General features: G+C 57.2%; 25 protein-coding genes and 3 pseudogenes. 16 read left to right on the top strand and 12 right to left on the bottom strand.

Annotated features, from left to right (window positions below):
• Positions 1–355: 355 nt before the first annotated feature.
• Together AC0L3I_RS34110 and AC0L3I_RS34105 are read right to left on the bottom strand one after the other, a co-directional pair.
• Positions 356–607: a hypothetical protein gene (locus tag AC0L3I_RS34110; protein WP_473529843.1), complete on the bottom strand. Its 252-nt coding sequence runs from the start codon at positions 605–607 to the stop codon at positions 356–358.
• A gap of 264 nt (positions 608–871) precedes the next feature.
• The gene (locus AC0L3I_RS34105; RefSeq protein ID WP_473529842.1) at positions 872–1,561 is read right to left on the bottom strand and encodes a recombinase family protein; all 690 of its coding nucleotides are present in this window, start codon (positions 1,559–1,561) and stop codon (positions 872–874) included.
• Between the two features lie 185 nt (positions 1,562–1,746).
• Here AC0L3I_RS34105 and AC0L3I_RS34100 point away from each other — a divergent pair, with 185 nt between their 5' ends.
• Positions 1,747–1,917, top strand: coding sequence for a hypothetical protein (locus AC0L3I_RS34100; protein WP_236372122.1), 171 nt, complete (start codon positions 1,747–1,749; stop codon positions 1,915–1,917).
• A gap of 51 nt (positions 1,918–1,968) precedes the next feature.
• Here the strand turns inward: AC0L3I_RS34100 and AC0L3I_RS34095 are convergent, their stop codons facing one another.
• Positions 1,969–2,529: an ATP-binding protein gene (locus AC0L3I_RS34095; protein WP_473529841.1), complete on the bottom strand. Its 561-nt coding sequence runs from the start codon at positions 2,527–2,529 to the stop codon at positions 1,969–1,971.
• Between the two features lie 1,103 nt (positions 2,530–3,632).
• Between AC0L3I_RS34095 and AC0L3I_RS34090 the strand changes: the two genes are divergently transcribed.
• Both AC0L3I_RS34090 and AC0L3I_RS34085 read left to right on the top strand, forming a co-directional pair.
• Positions 3,633–4,142, top strand: coding sequence for a hypothetical protein (locus AC0L3I_RS34090; protein WP_473529840.1), 510 nt, complete (start codon positions 3,633–3,635; stop codon positions 4,140–4,142).
• 14 nt (positions 4,143–4,156) lie between these two features.
• Complete coding sequence (locus tag AC0L3I_RS34085) at positions 4,157–4,423, top strand: hypothetical protein (protein WP_473529839.1); 267 nt, start codon at positions 4,157–4,159, stop codon at positions 4,421–4,423.
• 82 nt (positions 4,424–4,505) lie between these two features.
• On the opposite strand, the gene AC0L3I_RS34080 is transcribed toward AC0L3I_RS34085, so the two are convergent.
• The 3 genes from AC0L3I_RS34080 to AC0L3I_RS34070 all read right to left on the bottom strand — a co-directional run bounded on the left by AC0L3I_RS34080 (position 4,506) and on the right by AC0L3I_RS34070 (position 6,012).
• On the bottom strand, positions 4,506–4,904 hold the full coding sequence (locus tag AC0L3I_RS34080; protein WP_473529838.1) for a hypothetical protein: 399 nt from the start codon (positions 4,902–4,904) through the stop codon (positions 4,506–4,508).
• Between the two features lie 255 nt (positions 4,905–5,159).
• Positions 5,160–5,330 carry a hypothetical protein gene (locus AC0L3I_RS34075; RefSeq protein ID WP_473529837.1) on the bottom strand — a complete coding sequence of 57 codons (171 nt, stop codon included), beginning with the start codon at positions 5,328–5,330 and terminating at the stop codon, positions 5,160–5,162.
• Positions 5,331–5,838: 508 nt separating this feature from the next.
• On the bottom strand, positions 5,839–6,012 hold the full coding sequence (locus tag AC0L3I_RS34070) for a hypothetical protein (RefSeq protein WP_473529836.1): 174 nt from the start codon (positions 6,010–6,012) through the stop codon (positions 5,839–5,841).
• Positions 6,013–6,544: 532 nt separating this feature from the next.
• Between AC0L3I_RS34070 and AC0L3I_RS34065 the strand changes: the two genes are divergently transcribed.
• From AC0L3I_RS34065 to AC0L3I_RS34025, 9 genes are read left to right on the top strand one after another with little or no spacing between them, the layout of a single operon-like run.
• Positions 6,545–7,831 carry a DegT/DnrJ/EryC1/StrS family aminotransferase gene (locus tag AC0L3I_RS34065; RefSeq protein WP_473529835.1) on the top strand — a complete coding sequence of 429 codons (1,287 nt, stop codon included), beginning with the start codon at positions 6,545–6,547 and terminating at the stop codon, positions 7,829–7,831.
• Between the two features lie 21 nt (positions 7,832–7,852).
• Positions 7,853–8,623: an amino acid kinase family protein gene (locus AC0L3I_RS34060; RefSeq protein WP_473529834.1), complete on the top strand. Its 771-nt coding sequence runs from the start codon at positions 7,853–7,855 to the stop codon at positions 8,621–8,623.
• A complete protein-coding gene (locus AC0L3I_RS34055) occupies positions 8,605–9,396 on the top strand; it encodes a nucleoside-diphosphate kinase (protein ID WP_473529833.1) in 792 nt (263 codons plus the stop codon). The genes AC0L3I_RS34060 and AC0L3I_RS34055 overlap by 19 nt, the downstream gene beginning before the upstream one ends.
• Complete coding sequence (locus tag AC0L3I_RS34050; protein WP_287335743.1) at positions 9,393–9,917, top strand: alkaline phosphatase family protein; 525 nt, start codon at positions 9,393–9,395, stop codon at positions 9,915–9,917. Before AC0L3I_RS34055 ends, AC0L3I_RS34050 begins: the two co-directional genes overlap by 4 nt.
• On the top strand, positions 9,857–10,723 hold the full coding sequence (locus AC0L3I_RS34045; protein ID WP_473529832.1) for a methyltransferase: 867 nt from the start codon (positions 9,857–9,859) through the stop codon (positions 10,721–10,723). Before AC0L3I_RS34050 ends, AC0L3I_RS34045 begins: the two co-directional genes overlap by 61 nt.
• Positions 10,623–10,913: an aminotransferase class III-fold pyridoxal phosphate-dependent enzyme gene (locus AC0L3I_RS34040; RefSeq protein WP_473529846.1), complete on the top strand. Its 291-nt coding sequence runs from the start codon at positions 10,623–10,625 to the stop codon at positions 10,911–10,913. The genes AC0L3I_RS34045 and AC0L3I_RS34040 overlap by 101 nt, the downstream gene beginning before the upstream one ends.
• Complete coding sequence (locus AC0L3I_RS34035; RefSeq protein WP_473529831.1) at positions 10,892–11,977, top strand: aspartate aminotransferase family protein; 1,086 nt, start codon at positions 10,892–10,894, stop codon at positions 11,975–11,977. Before AC0L3I_RS34040 ends, AC0L3I_RS34035 begins: the two co-directional genes overlap by 22 nt.
• Entirely contained in the window at positions 11,974–12,441 is a 468-nt protein-coding gene (locus AC0L3I_RS34030) for a hypothetical protein (protein ID WP_473529830.1), read from the top strand. The genes AC0L3I_RS34035 and AC0L3I_RS34030 overlap by 4 nt, the downstream gene beginning before the upstream one ends.
• A complete protein-coding gene (locus AC0L3I_RS34025) occupies positions 12,438–14,150 on the top strand; it encodes a GMC family oxidoreductase (RefSeq protein WP_473529829.1) in 1,713 nt (570 codons plus the stop codon). Before AC0L3I_RS34030 ends, AC0L3I_RS34025 begins: the two co-directional genes overlap by 4 nt.
• Positions 14,151–14,243: 93 nt before the next feature.
• Here the strand turns inward: AC0L3I_RS34025 and tnpC are convergent.
• From tnpC to AC0L3I_RS34010, 3 pseudogenes are all read right to left on the bottom strand, one after another.
• Positions 14,244–15,025: pseudogene (gene tnpC / locus AC0L3I_RS34020) on the bottom strand (IS66 family transposase); the annotation flags it as partial.
• A 99-nt stretch (positions 15,026–15,124) separates the two neighbouring features.
• Positions 15,125–15,430, bottom strand: a pseudogene (locus AC0L3I_RS34015) (transposase); the annotation flags it as partial.
• Positions 15,375–15,566: pseudogene (locus tag AC0L3I_RS34010) on the bottom strand (integrase); the annotation flags it as partial. The pseudogenes AC0L3I_RS34015 and AC0L3I_RS34010, both read right to left, overlap by 56 nt.
• A gap of 657 nt (positions 15,567–16,223) precedes the next feature.
• Here AC0L3I_RS34010 and AC0L3I_RS34005 point away from each other — a divergent pair.
• From AC0L3I_RS34005 to AC0L3I_RS33990, 4 genes are all read left to right on the top strand, one after another.
• Positions 16,224–16,997 carry a transcriptional repressor gene (locus tag AC0L3I_RS34005; protein ID WP_473529845.1) on the top strand — a complete coding sequence of 258 codons (774 nt, stop codon included), beginning with the start codon at positions 16,224–16,226 and terminating at the stop codon, positions 16,995–16,997.
• A 227-nt stretch (positions 16,998–17,224) separates the two neighbouring features.
• On the top strand, positions 17,225–18,241 hold the full coding sequence (locus tag AC0L3I_RS34000; protein ID WP_473529844.1) for a thiamine pyrophosphate-dependent dehydrogenase E1 component subunit alpha: 1,017 nt from the start codon (positions 17,225–17,227) through the stop codon (positions 18,239–18,241).
• A gap of 5 nt (positions 18,242–18,246) precedes the next feature.
• Entirely contained in the window at positions 18,247–19,233 is a 987-nt protein-coding gene (locus AC0L3I_RS33995) for an alpha-ketoacid dehydrogenase subunit beta (protein WP_210189838.1), read from the top strand.
• A 287-nt stretch (positions 19,234–19,520) separates the two neighbouring features.
• Complete coding sequence (locus AC0L3I_RS33990) at positions 19,521–20,354, top strand: aldo/keto reductase (protein ID WP_077378714.1); 834 nt, start codon at positions 19,521–19,523, stop codon at positions 20,352–20,354.
• On the opposite strand, the gene AC0L3I_RS33985 is transcribed toward AC0L3I_RS33990, so the two are convergent.
• The 3 genes from AC0L3I_RS33985 to AC0L3I_RS33975 form a co-directional block, all read right to left on the bottom strand.
• Complete coding sequence (locus AC0L3I_RS33985) at positions 20,351–20,644, bottom strand: MFS transporter (protein WP_254022706.1); 294 nt, start codon at positions 20,642–20,644, stop codon at positions 20,351–20,353. The genes AC0L3I_RS33990 and AC0L3I_RS33985 overlap by 4 nt on opposite strands.
• A 101-nt stretch (positions 20,645–20,745) precedes the next feature.
• Complete coding sequence (locus AC0L3I_RS33980; protein WP_077378720.1) at positions 20,746–21,465, bottom strand: HAD family hydrolase; 720 nt, start codon at positions 21,463–21,465, stop codon at positions 20,746–20,748.
• Positions 21,466–21,642: 177 nt separating this feature from the next.
• Positions 21,643–22,494, bottom strand: coding sequence for a MurR/RpiR family transcriptional regulator (locus AC0L3I_RS33975; RefSeq protein ID WP_077378722.1), 852 nt, complete (start codon positions 22,492–22,494; stop codon positions 21,643–21,645).
• Between the last annotated feature and the right edge of the window lie 96 nt (positions 22,495–22,590).

The raw sequence follows: 22,590 nt of genomic DNA, 5'->3' as shown, positions 1-22,590 counted from the left end.
CGAATGCCAACCCAGAGCGAAGCTACTCGCCGAAGCTCTCATCGTAGCCAAATTTGAACACTTAGCCTTGCCGTTCGTCGACAATCTGAACCAATGACTTTGCGAGTGTCGGACACAAGCGCGCGACCAGTAATTATTTCTTAGCGCGTCGAGCGCAGTTGGACGGACCGAAAGGCTCAGCCCACGTTGTCAGTGCTGTTCGGATCGATCTTCGTCAGTCGCTCTCTGGCATCGATCACGCGCCTTTGCTCGGGCCTTTTCCGGCCGCACAACGCGATATTAAGGGCGACGCCACCGTCCTCCTCCCGTAGAAGTGTAAGAAGTAGAACGCCGCACGTGCGACGCAGCCTCTCGATCAGGATGCTTCCTGCACTTCCTCGACTTGTGGCGTCACGGGTGCAGAATTAACGACGTAGGTGTTCGAGGTCAGGTCGCTAGTAGATCGGATGATGATGCCATGGTCTATTAATCGGGCAAAGGTCGCCCTTGCGATACGCAGGGGCTTGCCTTTGGCATCTGCGGCGGTGACTTTGTTCGACCAGGGAACGTGAGTGATGGTGTCAACGCGCTTGAGAAAGCGCTTTTCCTTCTCAGTCAACTCGATCACGCCCGTTCCTCCATACCATATGGCAGCGTTTGCTTGGCCGGTAACGCCGATGATGCGACTCCGTTCCAAGGACCCACGGCACCAAAGCCATGGTGGGAGCTAGCGGTCCGCCGGGCTTGCTTATCATTTTCCAATGTGGAGCGGATGGCTGCTAAATTGTTTGCGATCGGCTGGCGCTTGCCGGTTTCGAAATAAAGGGCTGCGGGACAGGTGAGAAAGGCAAACTTGAGACGGACTACAGGGGCAATTAACTGAATTTCCCGCCTATAAAAGCAAGTTCGCAGAAATTTGTCGCGCCAAAATGTTGCGTACATTCGAAACTTGCCACTGGCCGTTGCGCGCTGTTCGAACGCCGCGGTTGTTCAGGGCGATTGCCAGGCCACGCAGGCTGGTGATGCCGGACTGCTGGATGGAGGCGATGATCGGCAGCACGGTCTGAGCAAATCTGTCAGCCTCCCGGATCGAGATCTTCCGACCTTTCGCTGCGGCTTCCGCTGTATTGGTCGGATTGCCGAGCTTCATTCCAGTGGTCTTGCGAGAGGCGAGGGCGGCTTTGGTGCGCTCCGAGATCATACGCCGCTCCTTCTCGGCCAAAGCAGCATAGAGGTGCAACATGAACGGATCGGCATCAGCACCGAGTTCGGCAACGATGAACGGCACCCGTTGCACCATCAGTCCGGCAATGAAGGCGACGTCTCGCGAGAGGCGATCTAGCTTGGCCACGACCACCGGGCATTTTGTCTGGCGGGCAAGGGCGAGGGCAGCGGTCAGTTGCGGCCGTCGATCAAGCGCATCCGCGCCCTTTCCGGTTTCGATCTCGGTGAACTCCTGGAGGATGATCATGCCCTCGGCCTCGGCAAAGCGGGCGACCGCGGCACCCTGGGCCTCGATGCCCAAGCCCGAGCGTCCTTGCCGCTGTGTGGAGACTCGATAGTAGGCGACCGCGCTCGTCATGCTGCTGTTTCCGGGGTGTTCAAACTGCAAACCACCGTTTGCAGTTTGCTCATAAGGCCAGGACTAGCAACTTATGTCTGGCCCACAGGGGAAATAGCCTGTGCTCCGTTCAGGTCTGCTGACGCGCGGTCTTGAGCGTGCTTAGCCGGTGTCCTATAGCCACTCTGGATCATTGGGGTTTTAACATGGACGAAAAACTGACAGCGCTCTCAAAACGTCTCAAGGACGAGCAGCGCGATCTACTTCTCGCCGCCGCCGAGCAGAACACAATACCGAGCGCCAGCACGATTCAACGAGTGGCCATGCTTGAGCTCAATATCGCTGCCATTGAGAATACCCTCGCCGACGAAAAATGATCCGAGCGGGGAAATGAGCCGACCAGCCGTCCGACGAGCCGGGCGTGCCACCTACAGGAGCTTCATATCTTCATAGGTGGTCACGAAGGTCACTGATGTGTCCAGTTTTCCTTCCAGCTCATGGATGGAGGTCTCCTTCCAGCGGGCCCTAGTCTTCAGCCAGAAGATCGCTGCAGTGACGGCCTCACGACCTTCACCGGTCGCCTTGCGGTAGAGGCTTTCGGCGACCCGTGCGTTCCACGTCACCGGTTGGCCCAGGGCAAAAGCCTTATAGCGTCCGCGCCCTTCCTGGCCATGGACCATCCGTCCGGCACGGCGCGTACGCCGCGTCAGCCGCTTCCAGGATCCGCCCAAATTGCCGAACAGCGCCTTGGCTTCGTCGCGGGGGAACCCCTCGCCATCGTCATAGATGACGATCCGCGACATGCCTCCGGCAAGATCGTCATACGAGAACTCGACGTTGATTGTGCTCGCATCACCGTCGAGCCCGTTCCAGATCAGCTCGGCGAGCGCCGGAATCGGCTTCGCCCGCGTCTGCCGCGCGACGAAGTCGTCCTGCACAGCGACCGAAATATGCTCGTTATTATCCAAATCCGCCCCCGTCGAAGCCATCATGCTCCGCCTTGGCGGATCGAACAAGGCGCATGTCGTCGCCAGTTGCGGCCACACAAAGCCTCATTGGCGCTCAGGAAACCGACCGCATGACCCAGACGCGGCGGCCAGCGGGAGAGAGCGCCTGAATACGGTCGGGCTCCACCTCCCGGGCACAGCCAGCGTGCAAACGTCAGCTTTGGGAACCGAAACTCTAATAGCCGCCATTCCGCTCTCGTGAAGAGTTTCGGGCGCCGGCAGGCGTACGAAAGTCCCCGAGGAAGGAACCCGCGGGCCACAGTCGAAGGCTATGGGGATTTCGGGTTTCGGCTGATGTCCGGGATGGCGCGACCGCCATTGGGAAGCGCCGGGATGGATGCGGACAGACCGCTTCGTTGCGCCTCCGCGCGGTATTGTCGGCCCGGTGGGCGGCTGGATGCGGCCCTGTCGGGGTCGTTGATCACCATGGACGCGCGTCGATCCGTTGCCGGAGGCTGATCGCCTGCGGCTGGAGGCTGGATCATGTCATGCCGGGTCATGGAGCTCTGCCCCCGCCGAACGACGCTCAATGCGGGCGCGACGACCGGTTCCTGATCTCTACCTCAACCGCAGGCGCCCTCCCGCGCAGCGGGTTCGTTCCCCGGCCCCAAATGCGACAGTTTTGGTTCTCGGCTCGGAAGGGTCGCTCTTGGCGCAACTGAGCCCATCACGAACAGCGGATCCGCAGCATGTGAGCGAAGTCGTTATGACGTTGTTCGATGTTTGTTCGCGGGTCAAAGTCGCATAAGATGCAGTGCGGAACTCAATGGCGACCTGTGCCGGGGTCGCCCGATCACAACGTCTGACCCTTTCAGGACTCTTTGTGTCACGGTCGCCCAACGGCAGGCCGTGACCCTAGGCAGGTCTTGGCGCAACGCTCGGGGAATAGCAGCTTTGCGCCGCATTCCGGCCCTTTATCCAGGTTGCACGAGTTCTTAAAAGCGGACAGTCGGGTCAGTAGCCGAGACGTCAGCATTGGGTGCGGACGAGCGGACGCGGCTGCACCAACATCGCTCAGATGATAGCCTTCTTGCAATGGCTGAGCTCAGACCACAAAGTCGGTACGTATTATCTAGAGGTCTCTAATGAGTGCTCGCCTATCGACAGCCATCCGGATCGGCGAAGCCGCAAAGGCCATTTTACGAAAGACTCAGAGCTTTCCAACCAAGGGGTTCGGAGATCATGAAGACCTGAGCGAACGCGAACATATCGGTGTTGAGCCGATTCTCCTGGCACTTTCGATGGAGTTGGCCCTCAAAGCGTGGTTCGTTTTCGACCACGACGATCCAAAAGCTACCAAATCGCACGACCTGATGAAGCTGTTTGACGACCTAAAGCCCGAAAGCCAGAAGAAACTTGACGCGGAGTTCAAGAGATCAGTGGCTCCCTACCATCCCAACGGTCTCTACATCGACTACAGCATCCGTCAGATTCTGTATCAGCACAAAGATGCCTTCATCGACTGGCGGTATCTCCATGAGGCCAATAAATCGATGATGTTCGATCAGGGTGCTTTTGAGGCAACGCTTGAAATGGTGCTCCGGGAGTTCGAGAAGAGATATCGCATTGAGCAAGTTATGCCGGTGTCGATTTGAGCGGACCTCGCAACGTGATCGCCGCAATCGCCGTCATGGATACGAAAACGCGGGTCGATCTCTCCCGAGTTAAGATCAAGAATGTCGTTGACCGAATCAGCGCCCTTTTGCTGATCTCAGAGCAGAATGCTCTGATTGTGTATTCGCCGTTGTTGGCGGGGCAGATTCCGGCATCGAGCGCGGGCCACGCCTTCAATTCTTTTCAGCGCGCCATGCACGGCTACGAGATCGTCCAGCTCTGTGCCCTTTGGGACAAACCGGATGGCAGCCTCCGCCCATAACAGCCTCGGCGACTGATCAACGGTGCGGCGTAGATGCCAATAAGGATACCGATCATCATCCCGAGCAGGAGGCTTCGACCGCTCACGGATCAATAGCCGTTGTCTCGGAGAAACGGTCGATGGGTGCCTTTATGATCACCGTCCTCTTGATGTCGTTGTCGAAGGCGGCCTTTTGCAGTCGCAGCTTCGTGTCGTAGTCCAGCGGGCAATTGACGGCTTCTCGCGCGTGCGCGCGTTTGAGGTCGCGCAAGCGATAGCGTCCCTCCTCCTGAGCCAGAGCACGTTCGATCGCCTTGCTATTGCGCTCTTCACTGCTCGGGTTCGGCAGACTGCGCTGCGGCCGTTCTCTTGTCGCATCCGCTTCTGAAACCGGCGCCGCTGTTGGTTCCCTTGCAGCCGTTCCAGCCTCTGCCTTTTCCGACAAAGAGGCTGGTTTCATTGCGGCTTTGGATACCGTCTGCATTCGGGTCTGTACGGCCAAGGTTGAACATCCTCCTTGGGTCGACATTGGCGCCTGAGACCCTGAGACGTCGCGCGGACCTTCGTCTAGGAACGATCGTATTGAGTCGGTATAGGTGGCGAACTGTCAGCGCACGTTTGAACCCATTGGCCCTTTGAAGCTAATGGAATGGCACGCATGCCCACGCCCTTACTTGACCTGGATGTCGCCGATGAAGCACCATCCGTGTCTAAACTGACCGGATACGACGAGGAGCGGCTGATCTTGTACATTCGGCTACACGAGTTGGCGGCGCCGCTGGTCCCGGAACGCCGAGTTGCGTGAGACGTCGAAGCCCAGAGCTGCCCTATCAAGGCCGGCCGGGCCGGCGACCAGCACCCGGCAGCCGGGCAGCGCGCCAAAAGGACCCCGCCCGTCATAGTGCGTCGCAACATTTTGATGCTGCACTGCGGAACTTTCCGGTAAAGCGGGAGTTTCTCTGTGCTTCTAGCAAGCGAGGGCTCGATGAGGCCTGCCGTCGGAATCAGGGCGGCTGTGGTCTGTGATCGATAGCCTGACAGGGCTTCCCGCCGAGAGATATGGTCGGCCGCTCACCGGGCTGACCCGGTACGAGGCCGAAGAGGCTGCCTTTAACCTCAGCGAGAGCACTCCGCCATGGGTGGCCTTGGTCAGACATCGCAGACGTTAATCAAGGCTGCCGATTCCACGGATGGTCGGACGCGATGCGCCTCCCACTCGGTTCGACGATCTCCCGCTCCCTCAGCCATGCGGATTTGTCGAATACCGAATGCAGCAGTCAGAGGCTGGTCAATAACCTGGAGGGCGCTTCCATCGTGAGGTAGAACCCGGTCACCATTCGGCTGCAAACATCCATTGCCAGCGTCAGCCACGGTCGACCGATCGGCAACCGCGTTTCCTCGTCAACGACAAAAATGTCAGCCTTGGTGTGGTCGACCTAGACCACCGCCAGCGGTCGCGACGCGCTGAACGTTCCCGGCGTTGCCGTGGTCGCTTTCACGATCTTCTTTTCACCGCGCCGCTTGGCACGCTTCTGGAGGTCGATGTCCTCAAGGCGGGCTTCGATCGTGCGCCGATGCGGCGGCTTGCGACCGGCCAATGTGCAATTCATTTGTACTTCCCGGACCAGCCGCGAGATACTCGGCCGGTTCCGTTTCAGAAGAGTGATCGGAGTAGCGACTCTTGCGCGGGCTTATCGAAAGCTGAATTATGGATGTCATTGGTATGTAAGAGATATCTCTGCGGATTCCGACGTGAAACCTGACGCCCTTCCGTTCAACAACCGCACACGGTTGGCGTAAGGCCTCAGATCGACATCGTTGGCATCACTGGATTACGCACGCAATGTCGCGACGGGGGGCAGATCAGGCGCGAACGAGATCTCGCATACCACACCAGTTCACACGCCATCCAACAGAAACCGTCCGACATCCGACACCTCCTATCGGTTTGTGAAATCCGCGACACTGCGCGCGGTGCCGCTTTGCGTCCTGCCACTTTCATTGAAGCCATTGCATAACTTGCAGAATTTTTTTTTAACGCAATTTCTACGCCCTTGGCACGCCTTTTGCGGTTTCTTCGTGTGAGCCCACAATGCCGAGAGCTATGTCGGCCCGCGGTTTGTGCTCTAATGGAGGGCCTAAATGAACAGGCATGTCAAGTTTGACTTGAATGCTACCCCGAGAGCTAAGGATCGAGTTGGAGCATCTGTCGCACTTTTCGGCGGAAACCCTGTCGTCGCTCCGGGACGGATTACGCCGTGGCCGGCCGCCAAAAGGAAGCACCTGAAGGCACTTGGCGTAGTTGTGGATAGCGGCAGGTATCATCGGGTCAATCATCCGGTTGTTACTGATCTCGAGCGGTGCCTCACGAACTGGGCAGGAAATTGGACGACACGGGCGGTAGGCAGCGGAACTGCGGCAATCCACGTTGAACTCGATTACTTCAAAGATCGAGGAAACCAGGTCGTCACTGCGGCGCTCAACTGGCCAGGAGCGGTTGGCCCGATCTCAATCAGCGGCCTGCAGCCGAGATTCGTCGATGTTGATTTAACGCTTGCCGGCATCGACGAAGATGCAGCAGCCAACACGATGGAACCTGATGTGGCGGCGGTTCTTGTTACACACTTATTTGGCAACAATATCCTCGCCCCAAGAACGCGGGCTGCAGCCCGGAGCCGAGGGATCGCGATCATCGATGACGTGTGCCAGTCAATCGGTGCTGTCAAGAATATCGTGAATGGTATGTATCTGGACAGCGACGCCCTCGCGTTGTCGGGAAATGGTGCCAAACATCTCGGAGCGGGAGAACTAGGTTTCGTTCTTACGAAGGACCCCAACCTCATCGAGCATGTCGACCATGTTTCATTGACAAGTTCGTCTCGGAATGGTGCACGAATATTTTCTGCTTACTCCCAGGGCTATAACTATCGGCCAAACGTTTTCTCCGCTGCGATAGCAAGATCGCGCATCAAGGGCTTAGACAAGCAACTGAAGAAGCGAAGAAATAATGCGACGATTCTATGGCAGATGATCAGGGATCTTCCTGGACTGTCGCCTCTATTCGATCCTGCGGATCATAGTCAATCGATGCTTAACTTTCCTCTGCGGATCGAACTAGAAATTTTGGGATTTCCCCAGGGTCCTGCTGGTAGAGATTTCATTATTAAGCTGCTTCAGGCTGAAGGCGTGCCGGTTTGGGTTTGGCTCACGCGACCGGTATTCGAATACTTACCCGCAATGCGCGGAAGATGGAATGCGGCCGATTTTCCGAACACCATGAGGCTTTTGGACACAATGTTCTACGTTTCGGAGATCGCTCCACCGAACGATGCCGAGATTATGAAACTCTATGCCGACGCCTTTCACAAGATCTGGAGTGCCCTTCCCAAAATTCTCGGAAGGGTGCGTGAGGTTGCGACAGCCGCATAGGAGATTGAGGGCGAGGGAAGGATGCAAACGGCTTTGAAAGGGTTTCCGCCTTATGGCATCTCCGCAGTGGTGAAGTTCGGCGGAAGTCTCATGCGCAATCTGGAGACCTGCAGAACGGTTCTCGCTGGACTTGAGCAAATCCGTAGTTCCGGTCACAGAATCCTGATTGTTCCCGGAGGCGGTATTCCGGACAAGGCTATCGAGGCGGTAAACGCAGTACATCCTCTCGCGGAGTTTGCCGCACATCACGCATGTGCGCTCGCACAGGACCAGACGGGATACATGATTGCCGATCCCGCATTCTCTTCGAACCTAGCTGCATGCTCGACCCTAGGCGAGTGCCGGTTGCTTATCAAGAAAGGTAAGATTCCCGTTTTGCTACCTTCCCGGATCCTTTTTGCCCTCGATCCGGTTGAGTGGAGCTGGGATATAACTTCCGATGCGATCGCCGCTTGGGTTGCATGGCTGACAAATACCGACAAACTGGCGATTCTGACAGACGTTGACGGCGTCTACCGGAACGGCAGAACAGATGAACCGGCAGCGTTGATATCCGAAATTGCTTCTGATGAGTTGGCGCGCCTCGGTCACACGTCGGTCGACGCATGTGCAGCTCACTTTATGGCAGAACGAGGTCTTTCGGGTGCCGTGCTGAATGGCGCATTTCCGCAGCGACTGGGTGATTGGCTCGAAGGACGCGAAGTAACCGGTACGCTTATCAGGCAAATCTCTCACAACGCGAACAGCCGGTGCAGACTGGGAGGGCAGCGTAAATGGCGCCGGTGGGCCTAACCGTGTATGGACCCGAGGTCGCAAGATCCGGCCTGACCGGCGAACTTGATCGTTTTATTGCCCGTGAAGGAAGGCTGGAGGTTGGTGAACGATTCTTTGCCGTCCACAGTCGCACTTCCATTGAAGCGTTCTATTCCCTCACGGGATCAACGGGCGGGAAACACTGGCCGCTCGTGCTGGACCTGTTCGACATGCGGCCGGTCTGTGCAACACTATGGATCGGGGACAGCGCTTTATCGAGCCTTCAAAATCTGAAGGGCAAGACCCAGCCTGCCCAAGCGGCCAAAGGAACCATTCGCAGTCGCTTTTACTGCGATAATCCAGTCACGAATCTTGTCCACGTGAGCGACAGTGAGAGCTTGATGGACGAGGAACTCAGAATTCTTCGTGCTCACTCCACGGGGACAGGCGACACAAGTTGGCGGGCGCTCAATTCCGGCCGGATTTCACACTCATCGTTCCGCGTGCTGCTTACAAGCTTGGGGAATACCCAAGCACCTCAATCCGACATCTCCAACAGTGGCGACGATGCGGTTGCGAACGCACGCGCTGCATTCGAGCAGGCAGAAGCGCTGGCCGTTAGCTGCGGAATGCTGGAGACAGTCCAAGGATTTCTCGCGGGTGACTTTGCCAGCCTGGAATACCTCCTCAACAGGGTAGGCGAGCTTTCAGCCTGGGACCGCCTTCTGCTCGAGGCGGGCCTTTTTGCGATGCCTTACTGGAACTCACTCATCAATGACTCGCCGGCATTGCTGACTGGTGAGGGAGCATGATGTCGGGCGTATTGTGCACCGCGCTCACGGCGATGGCGCCTAATCGATCAGAAGAGAGTTGGCTCGCGGGCAGCAGCGTCATCGCTCATCTCCTAGAGCGAATCCCAAACGACATTGATATCCATCACCTTCAACAGGACGCATTTGAACATGCAATCGAGCAAGACACCAATGTACTGACACGATTGGGGTTCGTGGCAACTGAGTCAAACGTTTCCTTTAGTGAACTCGAAAGAACCTTTGTCCATGCGCTAGGAACAGTAAAAATCGACTGGGTTATAGAGCCTGAGAGGCCGAAGCCTCTTATTTTTGATCCGACCATCGGTGTACGCGCCAACTATGCGGCCGTCGTGGCACGCAAAATCGAGATGTACAAACACGGCCGCCTCGCCAAACACCGAGAGGATCTTCTTTGCCTGCTCCGCAGCAAAGCTTCCATGGAGACCGAACTCGACATCGCATGCTTCAGATCTCAGCTCGCCGCGTTGGAATTGAGAGCGCCTACCATGAAACGAAACTGATGAACCTGCCTATCGGGAAATCCCACATGACGAACGTAGAAGAAATAAGAGAGATCTTGGCCTCAAGCCAAAACCGCAGTTTTCCATTCCACATGACCGAGTTCGGATTAGATTTGGTTGTGCAGGAAGGGGTGTTTCCTCCAGAAGAGTTCGTTGGCTGGCGATGGGCGACTGAGAATTTCCCCCCGGTTCATGGACTAGACGTCCTAGAAATCGGGTGCGGGGTTGGTCTGCCTGGCCTGCACCTCGCGAGAGCGGGGGCCAGATCTGTGACGTCCGTTGATATAAACGCCCGCGCAGTCGCCAACACGATTGAAAATGCCGCCCGAAACAACATCTCTAACCTTGAAGCTTTCGAAAGCGACGTTTTCTCTAATGTGCGGCCCAAGCGACCGTTCGATATCATTTTCTGGAATTTTCCCAGCCGGTTCGCCCCGGACGACTATGAACATGAAAACGATCTTGAACGTGGGATAATCGACGCTGGATACGCTTTGCTACGGAGATTCTTATCAGAGGGGCCGGAGTGGCTTACGAACGATGGCCGGATAATCATGGCCTTCGGTAGCGACGCCCGCGATGACATTCTTTCACAGATTGTACGCGAAAACCGGCTTGAAGCATCTATACTAGTTCAGGGATCGCGGCAGGCTCGGACAGCGACATATCGGCTTGTGCAAGTCCGTAAGGGTCACGAAGAGCCATATAGTCGGTTCAGCCAGTCTCGGGTACTCACCGAGCGCGACTCGGGGGCTATATCCGGCCGGCGTCACCAGAGTTTCGATAGCACCAGTCCCTATCGGTAAGAGAAACGAAAATCTGTCCATCTACGCGCATGCGGGAGAAGGCGCACGCATACAAGATGCCGACGGGAACAGCTATGTTGATTTTCACAACAATTTTTCGACCTTGATCCACGGACATCGGCACCCGGCAACCATCGCAGCTATTGCTTCTCAACTGGAGTGCGGCACTTGTTTGGCAATCCGACGGTAGCTGACATCGATCTCGCACAGGCGATTTGCGAGCGCATTCCCGCCATCGAGCGTGTTCGCTTTTTGAACAGTGGGACTGAAGCATTAATGTTCGCGATAGAGGCGGCCAGAGCAATGACCGGCCGCACTCGGCTAGCAAAGCTCGAGGGAGCTTTTCATGGTACTTACGATTGGGCTGAGGTGAGCGCGCGCAGCAGCCCTAACAATTGGGGAGGTGACTACCCGAAATCAAATCCACCGTATCGCAACACGCCCCCGCATGTATGCGAGGAAGTCGTCGTTTTGCCACTCGACGACACCGCACGATCGAAGACCATTATCGAGCAGCATGGTTCCGATCTCGCCTGCATTGTTGTCGATGTGCTTCCCTGCGCCGCGGGCATGATCCCGCTCAACCCCGACTACTTGACCATGCTACAGGACACTGCGAGAAGGCATGGGATTTTGTTGATTAGCGACGAGGTTGTGTCCTTTCGAGTTCACTACCACGGTGCTTCTGCAGCGAGAGGTTTCCACCCTGATCTCGTAACGTTGGGCAAGGTGGTAGGCGGCGGATTACCCATCGGGGTGGTAGGCGGGACCTCCGCGACCATGGAAGCCTTCGCTCCCCACGATAGTGCGACAGTACCTCAAGGTGGAACGTTTTCAGCGAACCCACTCACGATGGCCGCCGGTCGCGCTGCACTTGCCGCGCTGACGGTGGGCGAAATTGACCGGATCAACGAACTTGGTAACTACCTCCGTCAACAAGCGGAGGAGTTTGCCTCCCAGGCGGGCGTGGCTATCACGGTGCAAGGGGCCGGATCGCTGTTTCGATTCCATGCAAAGCAGCACCGGCCATTGTCGTATCGCGAAGCCCATCATGATATCGCGGAAAGCGAGGCTCTGCGACGACTGCACGCCGGGATGCTTGAACGCGGCATTTATGTAGCGGCCCCTTTCTGGGGGGGGGGTATTTCGACTTCAGTGACAAAACTTCACGTCGACGATTTCCTCGATGCCTTCCGCGCATGTCTCCGCGAAACTCCCGATCTCAAGAGACTCGATCGGAGAACTGCCACATGAGCGAAACCACGTCGCCACCGGAATCGGAGATCGCCCTGTTCAGCTTGCTAGTCTGCGACCTCACCGCGTTCGATGACTTTGACACTCAGCTGCTCGCCCTCAATCTGTCCACTTTAAGAGCGGAAAGAGCTGCCGTGGGCGATATTGATCAATTGCTCAGCGCATACAGTATGCTACGGGCAGAATCCGCTCCGGGCGATGTTGCGTACCGTTGCCAAGCACTTCGCAGCAACGGAGACTTTGAGGAAACGCTCAAGCAGATCCTCTATCTTCTTTATTTGGGATCGATTCGCGTCAACGGACACTGGAAACGTTGCGGTTGGAGGCAGCATGAAGACGCGCTCGTTTGGAAGGCGCTTGGCGTTCATTCCCCTATGACCCGGGGGGAGGGTGAGTTTGGCGATTGGGCCGATAGACCGCGACACCGGGCTCGGACGGACCAGCGGAACGAGCGACTGGTGTGAGCATTGACCTCCGCGACGTCGCGATAATCGGATCTGGATTCGCAGGCTCCCTGATCGCAAGTTCATTGGCTGAAGCGGGCATGGATGTTGTGCTGATCGAAGCTGGCTTGCCAATCGAAGACGAGAGGCACGTCAGGCAATGGCGACGCGAGATATTTGCCAACTCAGATGAAGCCGAAATCTTCGCCCCATATGCGGACCTCCTTGCCCCACAAGATAGGGAATACAAATCCGAATATTACGTCCAAGAGGCTACTGGAGCCGACCGTTTCGAAGGTCAGTATCTGCGCCTTGCTGGTGGAACAGGCCTTGCCTGGTTAGGGACAGCGTTGCGTATGTGCCCGAACGACTTTCGGATGCAGACGACATATGGCCGGGGGCGAGACTGGCCAATCACTTATGCGGACTTGGAGCCATGGTACTGCTTGGCTGAAGAAGCAACTGGAGTGGCCGGCAGCCCGGAAGCCGACGTCTCCTTGAATTCATCGAGAAGCAAGCCCTTCCCCATGCCAGCTATACCGCAAAGCTACGCTGATCAATACGCAATTGCTCGGATCAAGGGCCTGCAATTTGCTTCTCAGGAAATCCGTATTGTGCCTACTCCTCAAGCCCGTAACTCAATTGACGGGTATAACGGCCGGCCACTTTGTGAAGGGTATTCGTCCTGCGTGCCACTTTGCCCAATAGGCGCAAAATACGATCCTTTAGTACATTTACGACGCGCACTATTGAATGGAGCGGAACTGCTTGTGGGCGCGGTCGTCTCGAAACTGGACGCGTCCAGCGACGGCCGGATAACTACCGCTTGGTTCGAGCACAGCGACGGCTCGACCGGAAGCCTCCAAGCCCGCGTGTTCGTATTGGCTGCGAATGGGATAGAGACGCCGAAGTTGCTGATGCAGTCCAATCATCAATCTGCCGCTGGACTGGCGAATGAAAGTGGTCTGGTCGGATGTAATCTTATGGATCATGCTGAGAAGCACTCCTGGGCTCTCGTTCCTGATCCGATTTTTCCTTACAGAGGGCCACAATCTACATCGGGGATTGAAATTCTGCGTGACGGGCCATTTCGGAAAGATCGAGCAGCATTTCGGACCGCGCTGCGCAATGACGGCTGGCGCAACGTTAATGGCGCCCCGTATGGTGAAGGAGCTTTATCGTCCGCTGCGGTCGGAGGGACGTTAGTTGGGTTGATCGACCAGCAGGGTCTCATCGGTGAGGATTTGTTCAATGCGGTCCACCGCATAGGAATTCGACAATTTGCACTGCAAAGCGTTGTTGAAATACTTCCAAATCCGTCTAACCGGATTACGCTTTCCTCGGAGAAAGACGGCCTTGGCTTGCCTCGTCCGGAAATTCATTTCCGGCTCGACAAATACAGCCGCGATGGGATCGCGGCCGCAGCACGCCTTCATCGAGATATCTTTCGCGCGTTACGCTGCGACCAAATGGAGTGCGGCATTCATTTGCAAGACGATAGAACTGCGTCGGATGCCGGTGGCAGCCATATTATGGGCACTACTGTCATGGGAAACGATCCAAAGACGTCGATCGTAGACGCGAATTGCATGGCACATTCCCACAAGAACCTTTTGGTTGCCAGTAGCGCAGTTTTTCCGACAGGAGCAGCGGCAAATCCGACGTTGACAGTATGCGCACTTTCCCTTCGGCTCGCCGAATATCTCAAAGAGACAATGCATGCGCGTTAGCCATGGTCGCCGTTCTTCCGTACGCATACGCTGAGGGCCGCGGAATGAAGCGTCGCGCGGGACAGTAGTGGTCGTTATGGTGGTGCGGTCAGTTCAGGCTGCGGCGTTCTGCTGACCGACCGGTTTCTCGGCGTCGCGCAGCTTTTTCCACTCCCAGGGCAGCAGTTCGTGCAGGCGGGAACTTGGCAGATCAGAGATGCGTGCGAGGACATCGGCGAGCCAGGTTTTTGGGTCGATGTCGTTCAGGCGGCAGGTGGTGATGGATGTCAGCATGATGGCAGCCCGGTCGGCGCCGCGCTGGCTCCCGGCAAATGTCCACGTGCCCTTTCTGCGGCATGTTGGTCAAGCAGATTCTGCCGTCATCGATGAAGCGGGCAAAGTCGTCCCAGCGCGAGAGCATGTAGTTGATCGGCTTGAGGATATCGGAGGAGCGCGAGAAGGTATCGCGCTCGTGGAGCAACCACTCGTGCATGTCATCGAAGAGCGGCTTGCTCTTTTCCTGCCGCACGGCACTCCGCTCGTCAGCGCTGCGGCCGTTGATGGCGCGCTCGATGTCGAAGAGCGCGTCGATGCGCTTGACCGCCTCCAGCGCCGTCGGGGAGATCGCGGGCATTTTTCTCGACGTCGGCCAGTTCGAAGAATCCCCTGCGCGCATGCGCAAAACAGAATGCGGGCGTGATCGGCAGCTGTTTCCGCTTCGGATCGAAGAGCGGATTGAAGCCGCTATAACAGTCGACCTGCAGGATGCCGCCGAACCGGGCCAGATGTTTTTGTGGGTGCTCACCTCGTCGGTCGCTCGAGGCGTAATAGACCGCCGCCGCCGGCGCGGCGCCGCCGAACGGCTGATCGTGGCGCACATACGTCCAGATACGACCGAGGTCGTGTAAAAACGCGATTGCAGATTGCGTATGACGGCCGCTGTTTCGCTGTTTCGAGCGTGGCAGCGATGAGGCCGCTGGCGGTCGGGGGCGTGATCAGGCGGCGATTGCCGTCATCAGCGGCTTGACGCCGAAGATGTTGATCATGCGCTTCATGTTGTAGGCGAGCACCTGCAAGCTCATCTCGGTTCTGACCTGTTCCAGGGTCTTTGTCAGGAAATGGGTGCTGCCCATCCACGCCTTCAGCGTTCCGAACGGGTGCTCGACGGTCTGCCGTCGGATGATCATGGCATCCGGCATGCGATCGAGCCTGTCCTGCATCTTGTCGAGGACGCCTTCGTGTTGCCAGCGCTTCAGGCGCTTGTGCTTGTCGGGCGTGCATCTGGATTTGAGCGCGCAGGATGCGCCCGAGCAAGTCCGGCGACTTGCTAAAATAGCGGGCGAACAGCGACACCTGTTGCAGATACGACAGCTGGGTGTTGAGCGCGAAGTTGCGCACCTGCATGTCCTCGCTCATGCGCTGGCGAAGTTGGGTCATGACAAACTCCTCCTTTGTCTGATGGAATGGGCTGCAAGCAGCCACTCCATGCTGACGCAGTCGGAGCTTGTTGTGGACGACGCGATCAGATCACGCTGTCGGCACTCACCCTCCTTGCAGCTCCGCATTCGCGGAGCGGGTTAGTCCTAGTCAAGGAATGGAGAGGTGCGCATTACTTGATGTATGGCTTGACGTACGATGCTGGCAGTTGCCCTCTTGCGTGATCGGGCCGCCGGCATCGATGCCATGACCTGAAAAACCTGCTTGGCGATATCCAGACGGATTGTAGTAAACTTCTCCATGGACGGCTCTCCCTCATGTGACTTGCGGCGGCCACAGTATGGCACTTCGATGCCGGAGCGGAGGCCGTCCATACCATCAACTCACGCCGCTTGTTCGTAGCGCCCGCACGGTTCCATCCTTTTGTGTGGGCTTTCAGCATTTCTTGTCCAGCTTCGGACAAAGAAGATTGCGAATTTCTTCCGTCGACGCCTCCTCAGTGCAAAAGTCGTGTGGCTCCCTAGCCTTAAGTCAAATGGCGCGGTGCTTGCTTCAGAGAAAGCACGTACAAGGCTGGGAGCAAGACCATTGCTGATTCCGCGAAACTCCTTACACGCGCACGAGGAGAGCGTCGCGACTTTCGTTGAACCTCGGCACATGGTCGACTCCCGGAGTTTATCGTCGGCAGCTGCATTGCGCTTGGCTGGGCGGAGAGGGCCGACGCGCCAACGCGTGGTGCTCGCCGAATTGCCGTCGACTGGTCCTCATCAGCATGTGCGTGCCGAAAAAGTCCGTGGAAGGCTTACGCAAGCCGAGATCGGCGTCTCGCGAGCAATCCTCCACAACGCGCTGAACCAGTATCCTGAATCGGGAGTTTTGGGCGTTCTCACAGTTGACGCATCATACGCCTATTTCGGTACGGACACTTGCGATCACCATCACCTTTTTCCTCAACATCAATGTGCATTGAAGCGCCACAAGAGTAGAAGGCCGGCCCGAGCCGCCCGAATACACTTAGATCAGCCATCCGACCTGATCATTCGGATGGCAAAGACGAGGAGGAGCCAAGACGTCGCCAACATCCGGATGGCAAAGAGGAGGGGCCGCAAGAGCTTGCTATACCCAGGTCACCTGTGTCAGTGCCAAGCGCGGCGTCCTGTTCTCGCTGCCCCTCGCCTTCACCCGATCTGCTCGTTCTATGAACGGCCAATTTTGAAAGGCCCCCTGGGGAGTTTCGAGAAGGAGGGAATTGACGCGGCCTATTGCGTGTTCGACCACGACGCCTCCGTCGTCAGCGCATGGTCAAACCTTTGCGTCTGCGGGATGTCAAGCTTATCCCGGACGGCTCAGGCGAGATCACGTGCAAGTTGGGCATCGAGCGGTGGATTCAGTATGCGGCCGTGGTGCCACGCCGCCGTGATCAATGATTGAGCAATTGTGTTTCTCAGACGGCAGCGAGAGCAACCCCTATAGGGTGTCGTCGCCGCAAAACGTTCTTGAAACGTCCAAGACCCGTTAAACCTGAGGCCGACAAAGCAGCCATTCTCGTAATTACCACTGCCTCGAAAGTCGACGAATTACACCCGCTGGATTTGCTGGACCTGCGCTTGGCGATCCCATGCGCATCTTGTGCTGGATATTGGAGCAACGTTCGGATCATGCGGCTGAATGGTGATTATAGACTAGAAGCCTATCGGCGGATGCTTCGCATCCGTCGGTTCGAAGAAGAGGGTATTCGCCAATTTAACGGTGGCAAAATCCCTGGTCCCTTTCACTCGAGCGTGGGTCAGGAAGCCGCTATTGTGGGAGCATGTCTCGCGCTTCGGTACGATGACACGGTGACTGGAACGCACCGTTCGCACGGTCATCCCATCGGAAAGGGTGCTCATCTGAACGCTCTTATGGCCGAGCTTATGGGCAAGGAGGACGGCATTTGTAAGGGGCGTGGGGGATCGATGCATCTTGCAGATCGATCGGTCGGCATCATCAGTGAATCGGCCATTGTGGGGGGAGGCATCCCAATCGCGACGGGATGCGCGTTCGGCGCAAAAGTGCGGCGCATCGACCAGGTCACTCTCTGCTTTTTCGGCGACGGAGCGGTCAACCAGGGCACTTTCCACGAGTCTCTCAACATGGCCTCGCTGTGGAAGCTTCCCGTAATCTACGTTTGCGAGAACAACGGCTTCGCGATCACGACGTCAGTAGCGCAAAGCCACGGGCAGCCCGACATCGCTCTGCGCGCAGCAGGCTACGGGATGCCGGGTGTGACCGTCGATGGGCAGGATGTGAGCGCCGTCTACACCACGACAGCGGAGGCGGTTACACGGGCGCGAGCGGGTGATGGCCCGACTCTCGTGGTTGCCAACACATATCGGTTCGATGAGCACGATTTCCGCTTGGTGATTCCGGGGGAGCCTTATCGATCGATTGAAGACGTCGAGGCTCACAAACGCGACCGCGATCCGATTTTGCTCTATCGCACTCGGCTCATCGAAGAAGGGGTAAACGACCAGAGCTTAAGAGCAATCGAGTACGAAGTCGCCAAAGCCGTCAAGCAGGCTGCAGAATTTGCGTTGTCCAGCCCCATGCCTCGGCCCGAAACTTTGCCCGACTACATGTTCAACTCGCCCCTCCCAGGACATTGCGGCCCCGCAGCTGGGCAGCACAGGAATTGATCGACATGCAAACTGCTGACAACAAGCCCGCCATGACGCGCTTGACGTATCTCGAAGCGCTCGTGCAGGCGCAGATAGAGGAAATGGAACGTGATGAGCGCGTCGTCCTGATGGGAGAGGACATCTTGGTCTTTGGCGGAGACACAGTTGTTCAGCGCTTCGGAAATAACCGAATTTGGAACATGCCGATTTCAGAAGGCAGTTTCACAGGACTGGCAATCGGGGCTGCCATCAACGGATTGCGACCGGTTCTTGATCTCACAACTGCCAGCTTCATCTATCTCGCCTCAGATCAGATCATCAACCAGGCGTCAAAGTTGCGATATATGACTGGAGGCCAGATCGACATTCCGATCGTGTTCCGTTGCTGTATGCATTCGGTCGGTGCCAAGGCGGCACAGCATGCCGACCGGCCCTATCCGTTTTTCATGAATGTGCCGGGCCTCAAGATCATCAGCCCGACAACTGCCGCCGACATCAAGGGGCTTATGAAATCGGCCATTCGCGACGGCGATCCTGTACTCGTCTTCGAGGACCCCCGCCTGTGGCCGCTGAAAGGCGATGTGCCCACAGATCCAGACCATCTAATCCCAATCGGCAAAGCGGATGTGAAGCGGGAGGGGAACGACGTTACTCTTGTCGCTATTGCCGGCGCGATACGCCCCACGATGGAGGCTGTTAACGCACTCGCTGAAGAAAGTATTTCGGTGGAAGTGATTGACCCACGCACCTTGAAACCGCTTGATCATGAGACGATCAAGTCGTCGGTTGCCAAGACGGGGCGGCTTGTTGTCGTAGAGAATGGGCATCGGGTCTGCAATGTCGGAGCCGAAATCGCCGCAGTTATGGCGGAAGAGGCGTTCGATCTATTGAAGCGACCGATTCTGCGAGTGTGCGCCCCTGACATTCATGTCCCCTTCAGCCCTGCACTCGAGAAGGACTTCTTCGCGACGAAGGAACGAATTATCACCGCGGTACTGCGGCTGCTCTAATATTTCAAGACGCTGAATTGAGTGATACCAACCGACATCGGATACTACTGCGATCCACCAATTCCACAACTCCGACATGCTCGATAAATGGTGGCCTCCGACAGCCGTGGGCCGCAGCGCCGAAGCCAAGTCGAGTGAGGAAATACCTGCGGCAGTAAAGGATTTCGCCGAGCGAAAAGGTCGCAGGCGCTCAAGTGAAATATCCGCGGATCGCTCAGCGTACCTAATCGTTGCGGCTATAGGTCGAAAGTAGGACGAACAAACGACCGAACGGGCAAGGAGACCTTATGCAGAACCTCATGGTGAATGGCGCGGCAATTCCGGTGATCGGGCTTGGGACCTGGACGCTGAAGGGCGAAGTCTGCTCGGAGTTGGTCATGCATGCCCTTTCGTTGGGCTACCGCCATCTCGACACTGCGTCGACCTATGAGAACGAGAGCGCGGTGGGCGAGGGACTGCGATTTTCCAGCGTACCGCGCGACGAAGTCTTCGTCACGACCAAAGTCTGGCTTACCCAGATCGCGCCGGGAGACCTGGAGCGATCGGCCGAGGAGAGCCTGAACCGCCTTGGCCTCGACACGGTCGACCTGCTGCTGATTCACTGGCCGAACCCGGAAATTCCGCTGGCGGCATCCATTAAGGCGCTGAACGCGGTTCGGGATTGCGGCATGGCTCGGCACATCGGCGTATCGAACTTCCCCACCGAGTTGCTTGCGGAGGCGGTGCGCCTATCGAATGCCCCGCTTGTGGCCAACCAAGTCGAGTATCATCCCTATCTCGACCAGATCAAGGTCCATACCGCCTGCCGCGCAGCGGGCATGGCGATGGTCGCCTATAGCCCGCTCGGCCGAGGCGAAGCGTTGTTTGAACAACCGGCAATTCGGGACGCCGCCGAGCGCCACCGAAAGAGCCGAGCACAGGTTGTGCTTCGGTGGCATGTGCAGCAAGAAGGTGTCGTCGCCATTCCGCGCACCGAGCGCAAGGAGAGGCTGGCTGAAAACATCGACCTGTTCGATTTCGAGCTTTCCTGCGAAGAGATGGCAGCGATTTCGTGCCTTCGGTCGCGCAACTTGCGCATTTACGATCGCGATTACTCGCCGAAATGGGATGAGCCTGCTTAGGGCCTAAGCTTCGGTAACGGGTTGGTGCAGGTAAGTCCAAAAGAAGTAGCGAGCAGCCCGCCGCACAACATCTTTCGATGGCCGATCCTGTCAGACAGTGCGCCAAATCCAGGTAGAAATCCTGCCATGAGAAGCGAGTAGGCGTTGACCATCCACAGCTTTTCCGATGTCGAGGCGCCTAGCTGTTCCGTAAGATGCGGCAGGGTGACGTTGAGGACCGTCATATCGATGCCGACAAGGGCGAGCACACCGGACAGGGCGGCCAAGCAAAACCACGGGCGAGGCATCATGATTAGATCCGAAAGAGCGGCTGATGGCGGAATCCGGTGGAGGACAGCGGATGGTGGTGCGCCAGAGATCGTCGAGGTCCCGACCGCCCATCCGCAGCGTCTTACACCGTTAGCGCGACTTCATCGGGGACTACGGACAGATGGTAAGGTTCTTCTGACGTCCCCTCGACTATGGCCAGCAGATCTTCCAGGCGGCTAAGAATGCGTGTGGCTCCCGCTTCCTTCAGGCGCAAAGCGTGGGAAGGGGTGCAGTGTCCGCCGCCTACAAAACCCACAGCGGTCATGCCAGCTGCAATTGCTGCCGTCACACCGGCTATGCTGTCTTCAATGACGACACAGTCGGCGGCCGACATGCCCATCTTTTCGGCAGCATAGAGAAAGATGTCCGGCGCGGGTTTACCGTTTCGTACCAACACGGTGGAGAAGATATTAGGATAAAAGAGGTCGAACAGATCTGTCTTTGCAAGGGCAAGCCCGAGTCGGTTCGGTGCGGAACTCGAGGCCACGCAGCAGGGTATCTGCAGCGCGCGGATCGTCTCGCGCGCACCAGCTATCGCGGTGAGTTCGGAGAGGTATAGTTCCCGAACACGCTCATCGATGCGGGTGGAAAAGTCGGTCGGAAGGGGCGTGCCCAACTGCGCCTCGATCATACGATACATGTCATTGGCTGGAACACCGGCAAACTGATGGACCGCTTCCTCGACTGTGATGGGACGGCCGATACGGGTTATCTCTGCGGCTTCAGCGGTACTGACGATTATCTCGCTGTCGACCAGCACACCGTCACAATCGAAGATGACCAGCTTTGGTTTGGTGTCCATTATTCATATTCCGAGGAGCGGGCTCGACGTTGGCCCGCTGCAATTCAAGTTACTGGCGGTAGTTTAGGCATCGGCGGATGCACAACTGTACTGTCGGTCCTGTTCGCGAAGCCAGGGCCGTTAGGGCACGCATAATGGATTAATAATCGAAATGCAATGATATTTATGGAGTGATTCTTACTTGCCGTCTGATGTCCGCGCCATGCCTTTGGCGTGGTCGGCGATAGCGATGGCCAGGGCTTCGGCAAGGAAGACGGCCCGGGGCAGGGCGATCATCTGTTCACGAAGACCAGGCTGCGGCAGCCGCGCCATTTGCAAGACGGCATTCGAAACTTTCGCAAGACTCGACTTCGGATGGCAGGTAATCGCCAACGAGAAGGCGCCAATATGGTGAGCTTTGCGCAGGAACTCGACAGTGTCGGGTGAGGCGCCTGATTGAGAGATCGCAATGGCGGCGTCCTCCTTTGTCATGGTCTCGGCGGCTTCATGGGCGTAGCCAGCATTGGCGAAGAAGCGGGCGTTAACGCCGCTGCGCCGCAAACGATGAAACAGCACCTCGGCGGCAAGTCCAGAATCGCCGGAGCCGTAGATGTTGACGTGGCGTGCGCTTAATAGGGGCAGCGCGGCGGAAGCCAGTACCTCGGGCTGCACTAGCTGTCGCGTATTCAATACGGAGCGTGAAATCAGCGAAACCGTTTCATCGAGGGAGTTGACGGTCAGGCTCACGCCCCTGTTGGGCTCGCTCTCGAGCTGCCCAACCTCGGCGGCAAGGGCGAGCTTGAAGTCAGTGAACCCTTTGAACCCAAGCTCGCGGCAAAGGCGGAATATCGTCGCCTGCCCGCTTTGAGAAGCTGCGCTCAGTTCGCCAAGAGATTGACGAACAGCCTTTTTGGGGTTTTCGAGGATGTACAGAGCAACCCTGGCCAATGCATTGGGAAAGTCTAGCGCGGTCTCCACTTTCAAGAGAACCGGCGTATGCGTCTCGTTCTCTTGTGAGGAAAGCCGCGAGCTCTCACCTTGCATGGCCATATCATTCTCCGAACTCGATCAGAATCTCGCATGGCGTCGCCTGCGCTTGCATGCCTAAACCTCATAGGGCGAGAACACTCTACCGTCCAACCCGTT

The sequence above is a fragment of the Mesorhizobium sp. WSM4840 genome (assembly GCF_055811755.1).
The sequence above is the reverse complement of the archived record's forward strand: the minus strand, read 5'-3'. Positions and strand labels throughout refer to the sequence as shown.

What these genes read in the sequence shown, in the direction of transcription:
- AC0L3I_RS34105 (WP_473529842.1), bottom strand. Translation starts at nt 1,561, where the DNA reads ATGACGAGCGCGGTCGCCTACTATCGAGTCTCCACACAGCGGCAAGGA.
- AC0L3I_RS34100 (WP_236372122.1), top strand. Translation starts at nt 1,747, where the DNA reads ATGGACGAAAAACTGACAGCGCTCTCAAAACGTCTCAAGGACGAGCAG.
- AC0L3I_RS34095 (WP_473529841.1), bottom strand. Translation starts at nt 2,529, where the DNA reads ATGGCTTCGACGGGGGCGGATTTGGATAATAACGAGCATATTTCGGTC.
- AC0L3I_RS34090 (WP_473529840.1), top strand. Translation starts at nt 3,633, where the DNA reads ATGAGTGCTCGCCTATCGACAGCCATCCGGATCGGCGAAGCCGCAAAG.
- AC0L3I_RS34070 (WP_473529836.1), bottom strand. Translation starts at nt 6,012, where the DNA reads ATGAATTGCACATTGGCCGGTCGCAAGCCGCCGCATCGGCGCACGATC.
- AC0L3I_RS34065 (WP_473529835.1), top strand. Translation starts at nt 6,545, where the DNA reads ATGAACAGGCATGTCAAGTTTGACTTGAATGCTACCCCGAGAGCTAAG.
- AC0L3I_RS34060 (WP_473529834.1), top strand. Translation starts at nt 7,853, where the DNA reads ATGCAAACGGCTTTGAAAGGGTTTCCGCCTTATGGCATCTCCGCAGTG.
- AC0L3I_RS34055 (WP_473529833.1), top strand. Translation starts at nt 8,605, where the DNA reads ATGGCGCCGGTGGGCCTAACCGTGTATGGACCCGAGGTCGCAAGATCC.
- AC0L3I_RS34050 (WP_287335743.1), top strand. Translation starts at nt 9,393, where the DNA reads ATGATGTCGGGCGTATTGTGCACCGCGCTCACGGCGATGGCGCCTAAT.
- AC0L3I_RS34045 (WP_473529832.1), top strand. Translation starts at nt 9,857, where the DNA reads ATGCTTCAGATCTCAGCTCGCCGCGTTGGAATTGAGAGCGCCTACCAT.
- AC0L3I_RS34030 (WP_473529830.1), top strand. Translation starts at nt 11,974, where the DNA reads ATGAGCGAAACCACGTCGCCACCGGAATCGGAGATCGCCCTGTTCAGC.
- AC0L3I_RS34005 (WP_473529845.1), top strand. Translation starts at nt 16,224, where the DNA reads ATGGTCGACTCCCGGAGTTTATCGTCGGCAGCTGCATTGCGCTTGGCT.
- AC0L3I_RS34000 (WP_473529844.1), top strand. Translation starts at nt 17,225, where the DNA reads ATGCGGCTGAATGGTGATTATAGACTAGAAGCCTATCGGCGGATGCTT.
- AC0L3I_RS33995 (WP_210189838.1), top strand. Translation starts at nt 18,247, where the DNA reads ATGCAAACTGCTGACAACAAGCCCGCCATGACGCGCTTGACGTATCTC.
- AC0L3I_RS33990 (WP_077378714.1), top strand. Translation starts at nt 19,521, where the DNA reads ATGCAGAACCTCATGGTGAATGGCGCGGCAATTCCGGTGATCGGGCTT.
- AC0L3I_RS33985 (WP_254022706.1), bottom strand. Translation starts at nt 20,644, where the DNA reads ATGATGCCTCGCCCGTGGTTTTGCTTGGCCGCCCTGTCCGGTGTGCTC.
- AC0L3I_RS33980 (WP_077378720.1), bottom strand. Translation starts at nt 21,465, where the DNA reads ATGGACACCAAACCAAAGCTGGTCATCTTCGATTGTGACGGTGTGCTG.
- AC0L3I_RS33975 (WP_077378722.1), bottom strand. Translation starts at nt 22,494, where the DNA reads ATGGCCATGCAAGGTGAGAGCTCGCGGCTTTCCTCACAAGAGAACGAG.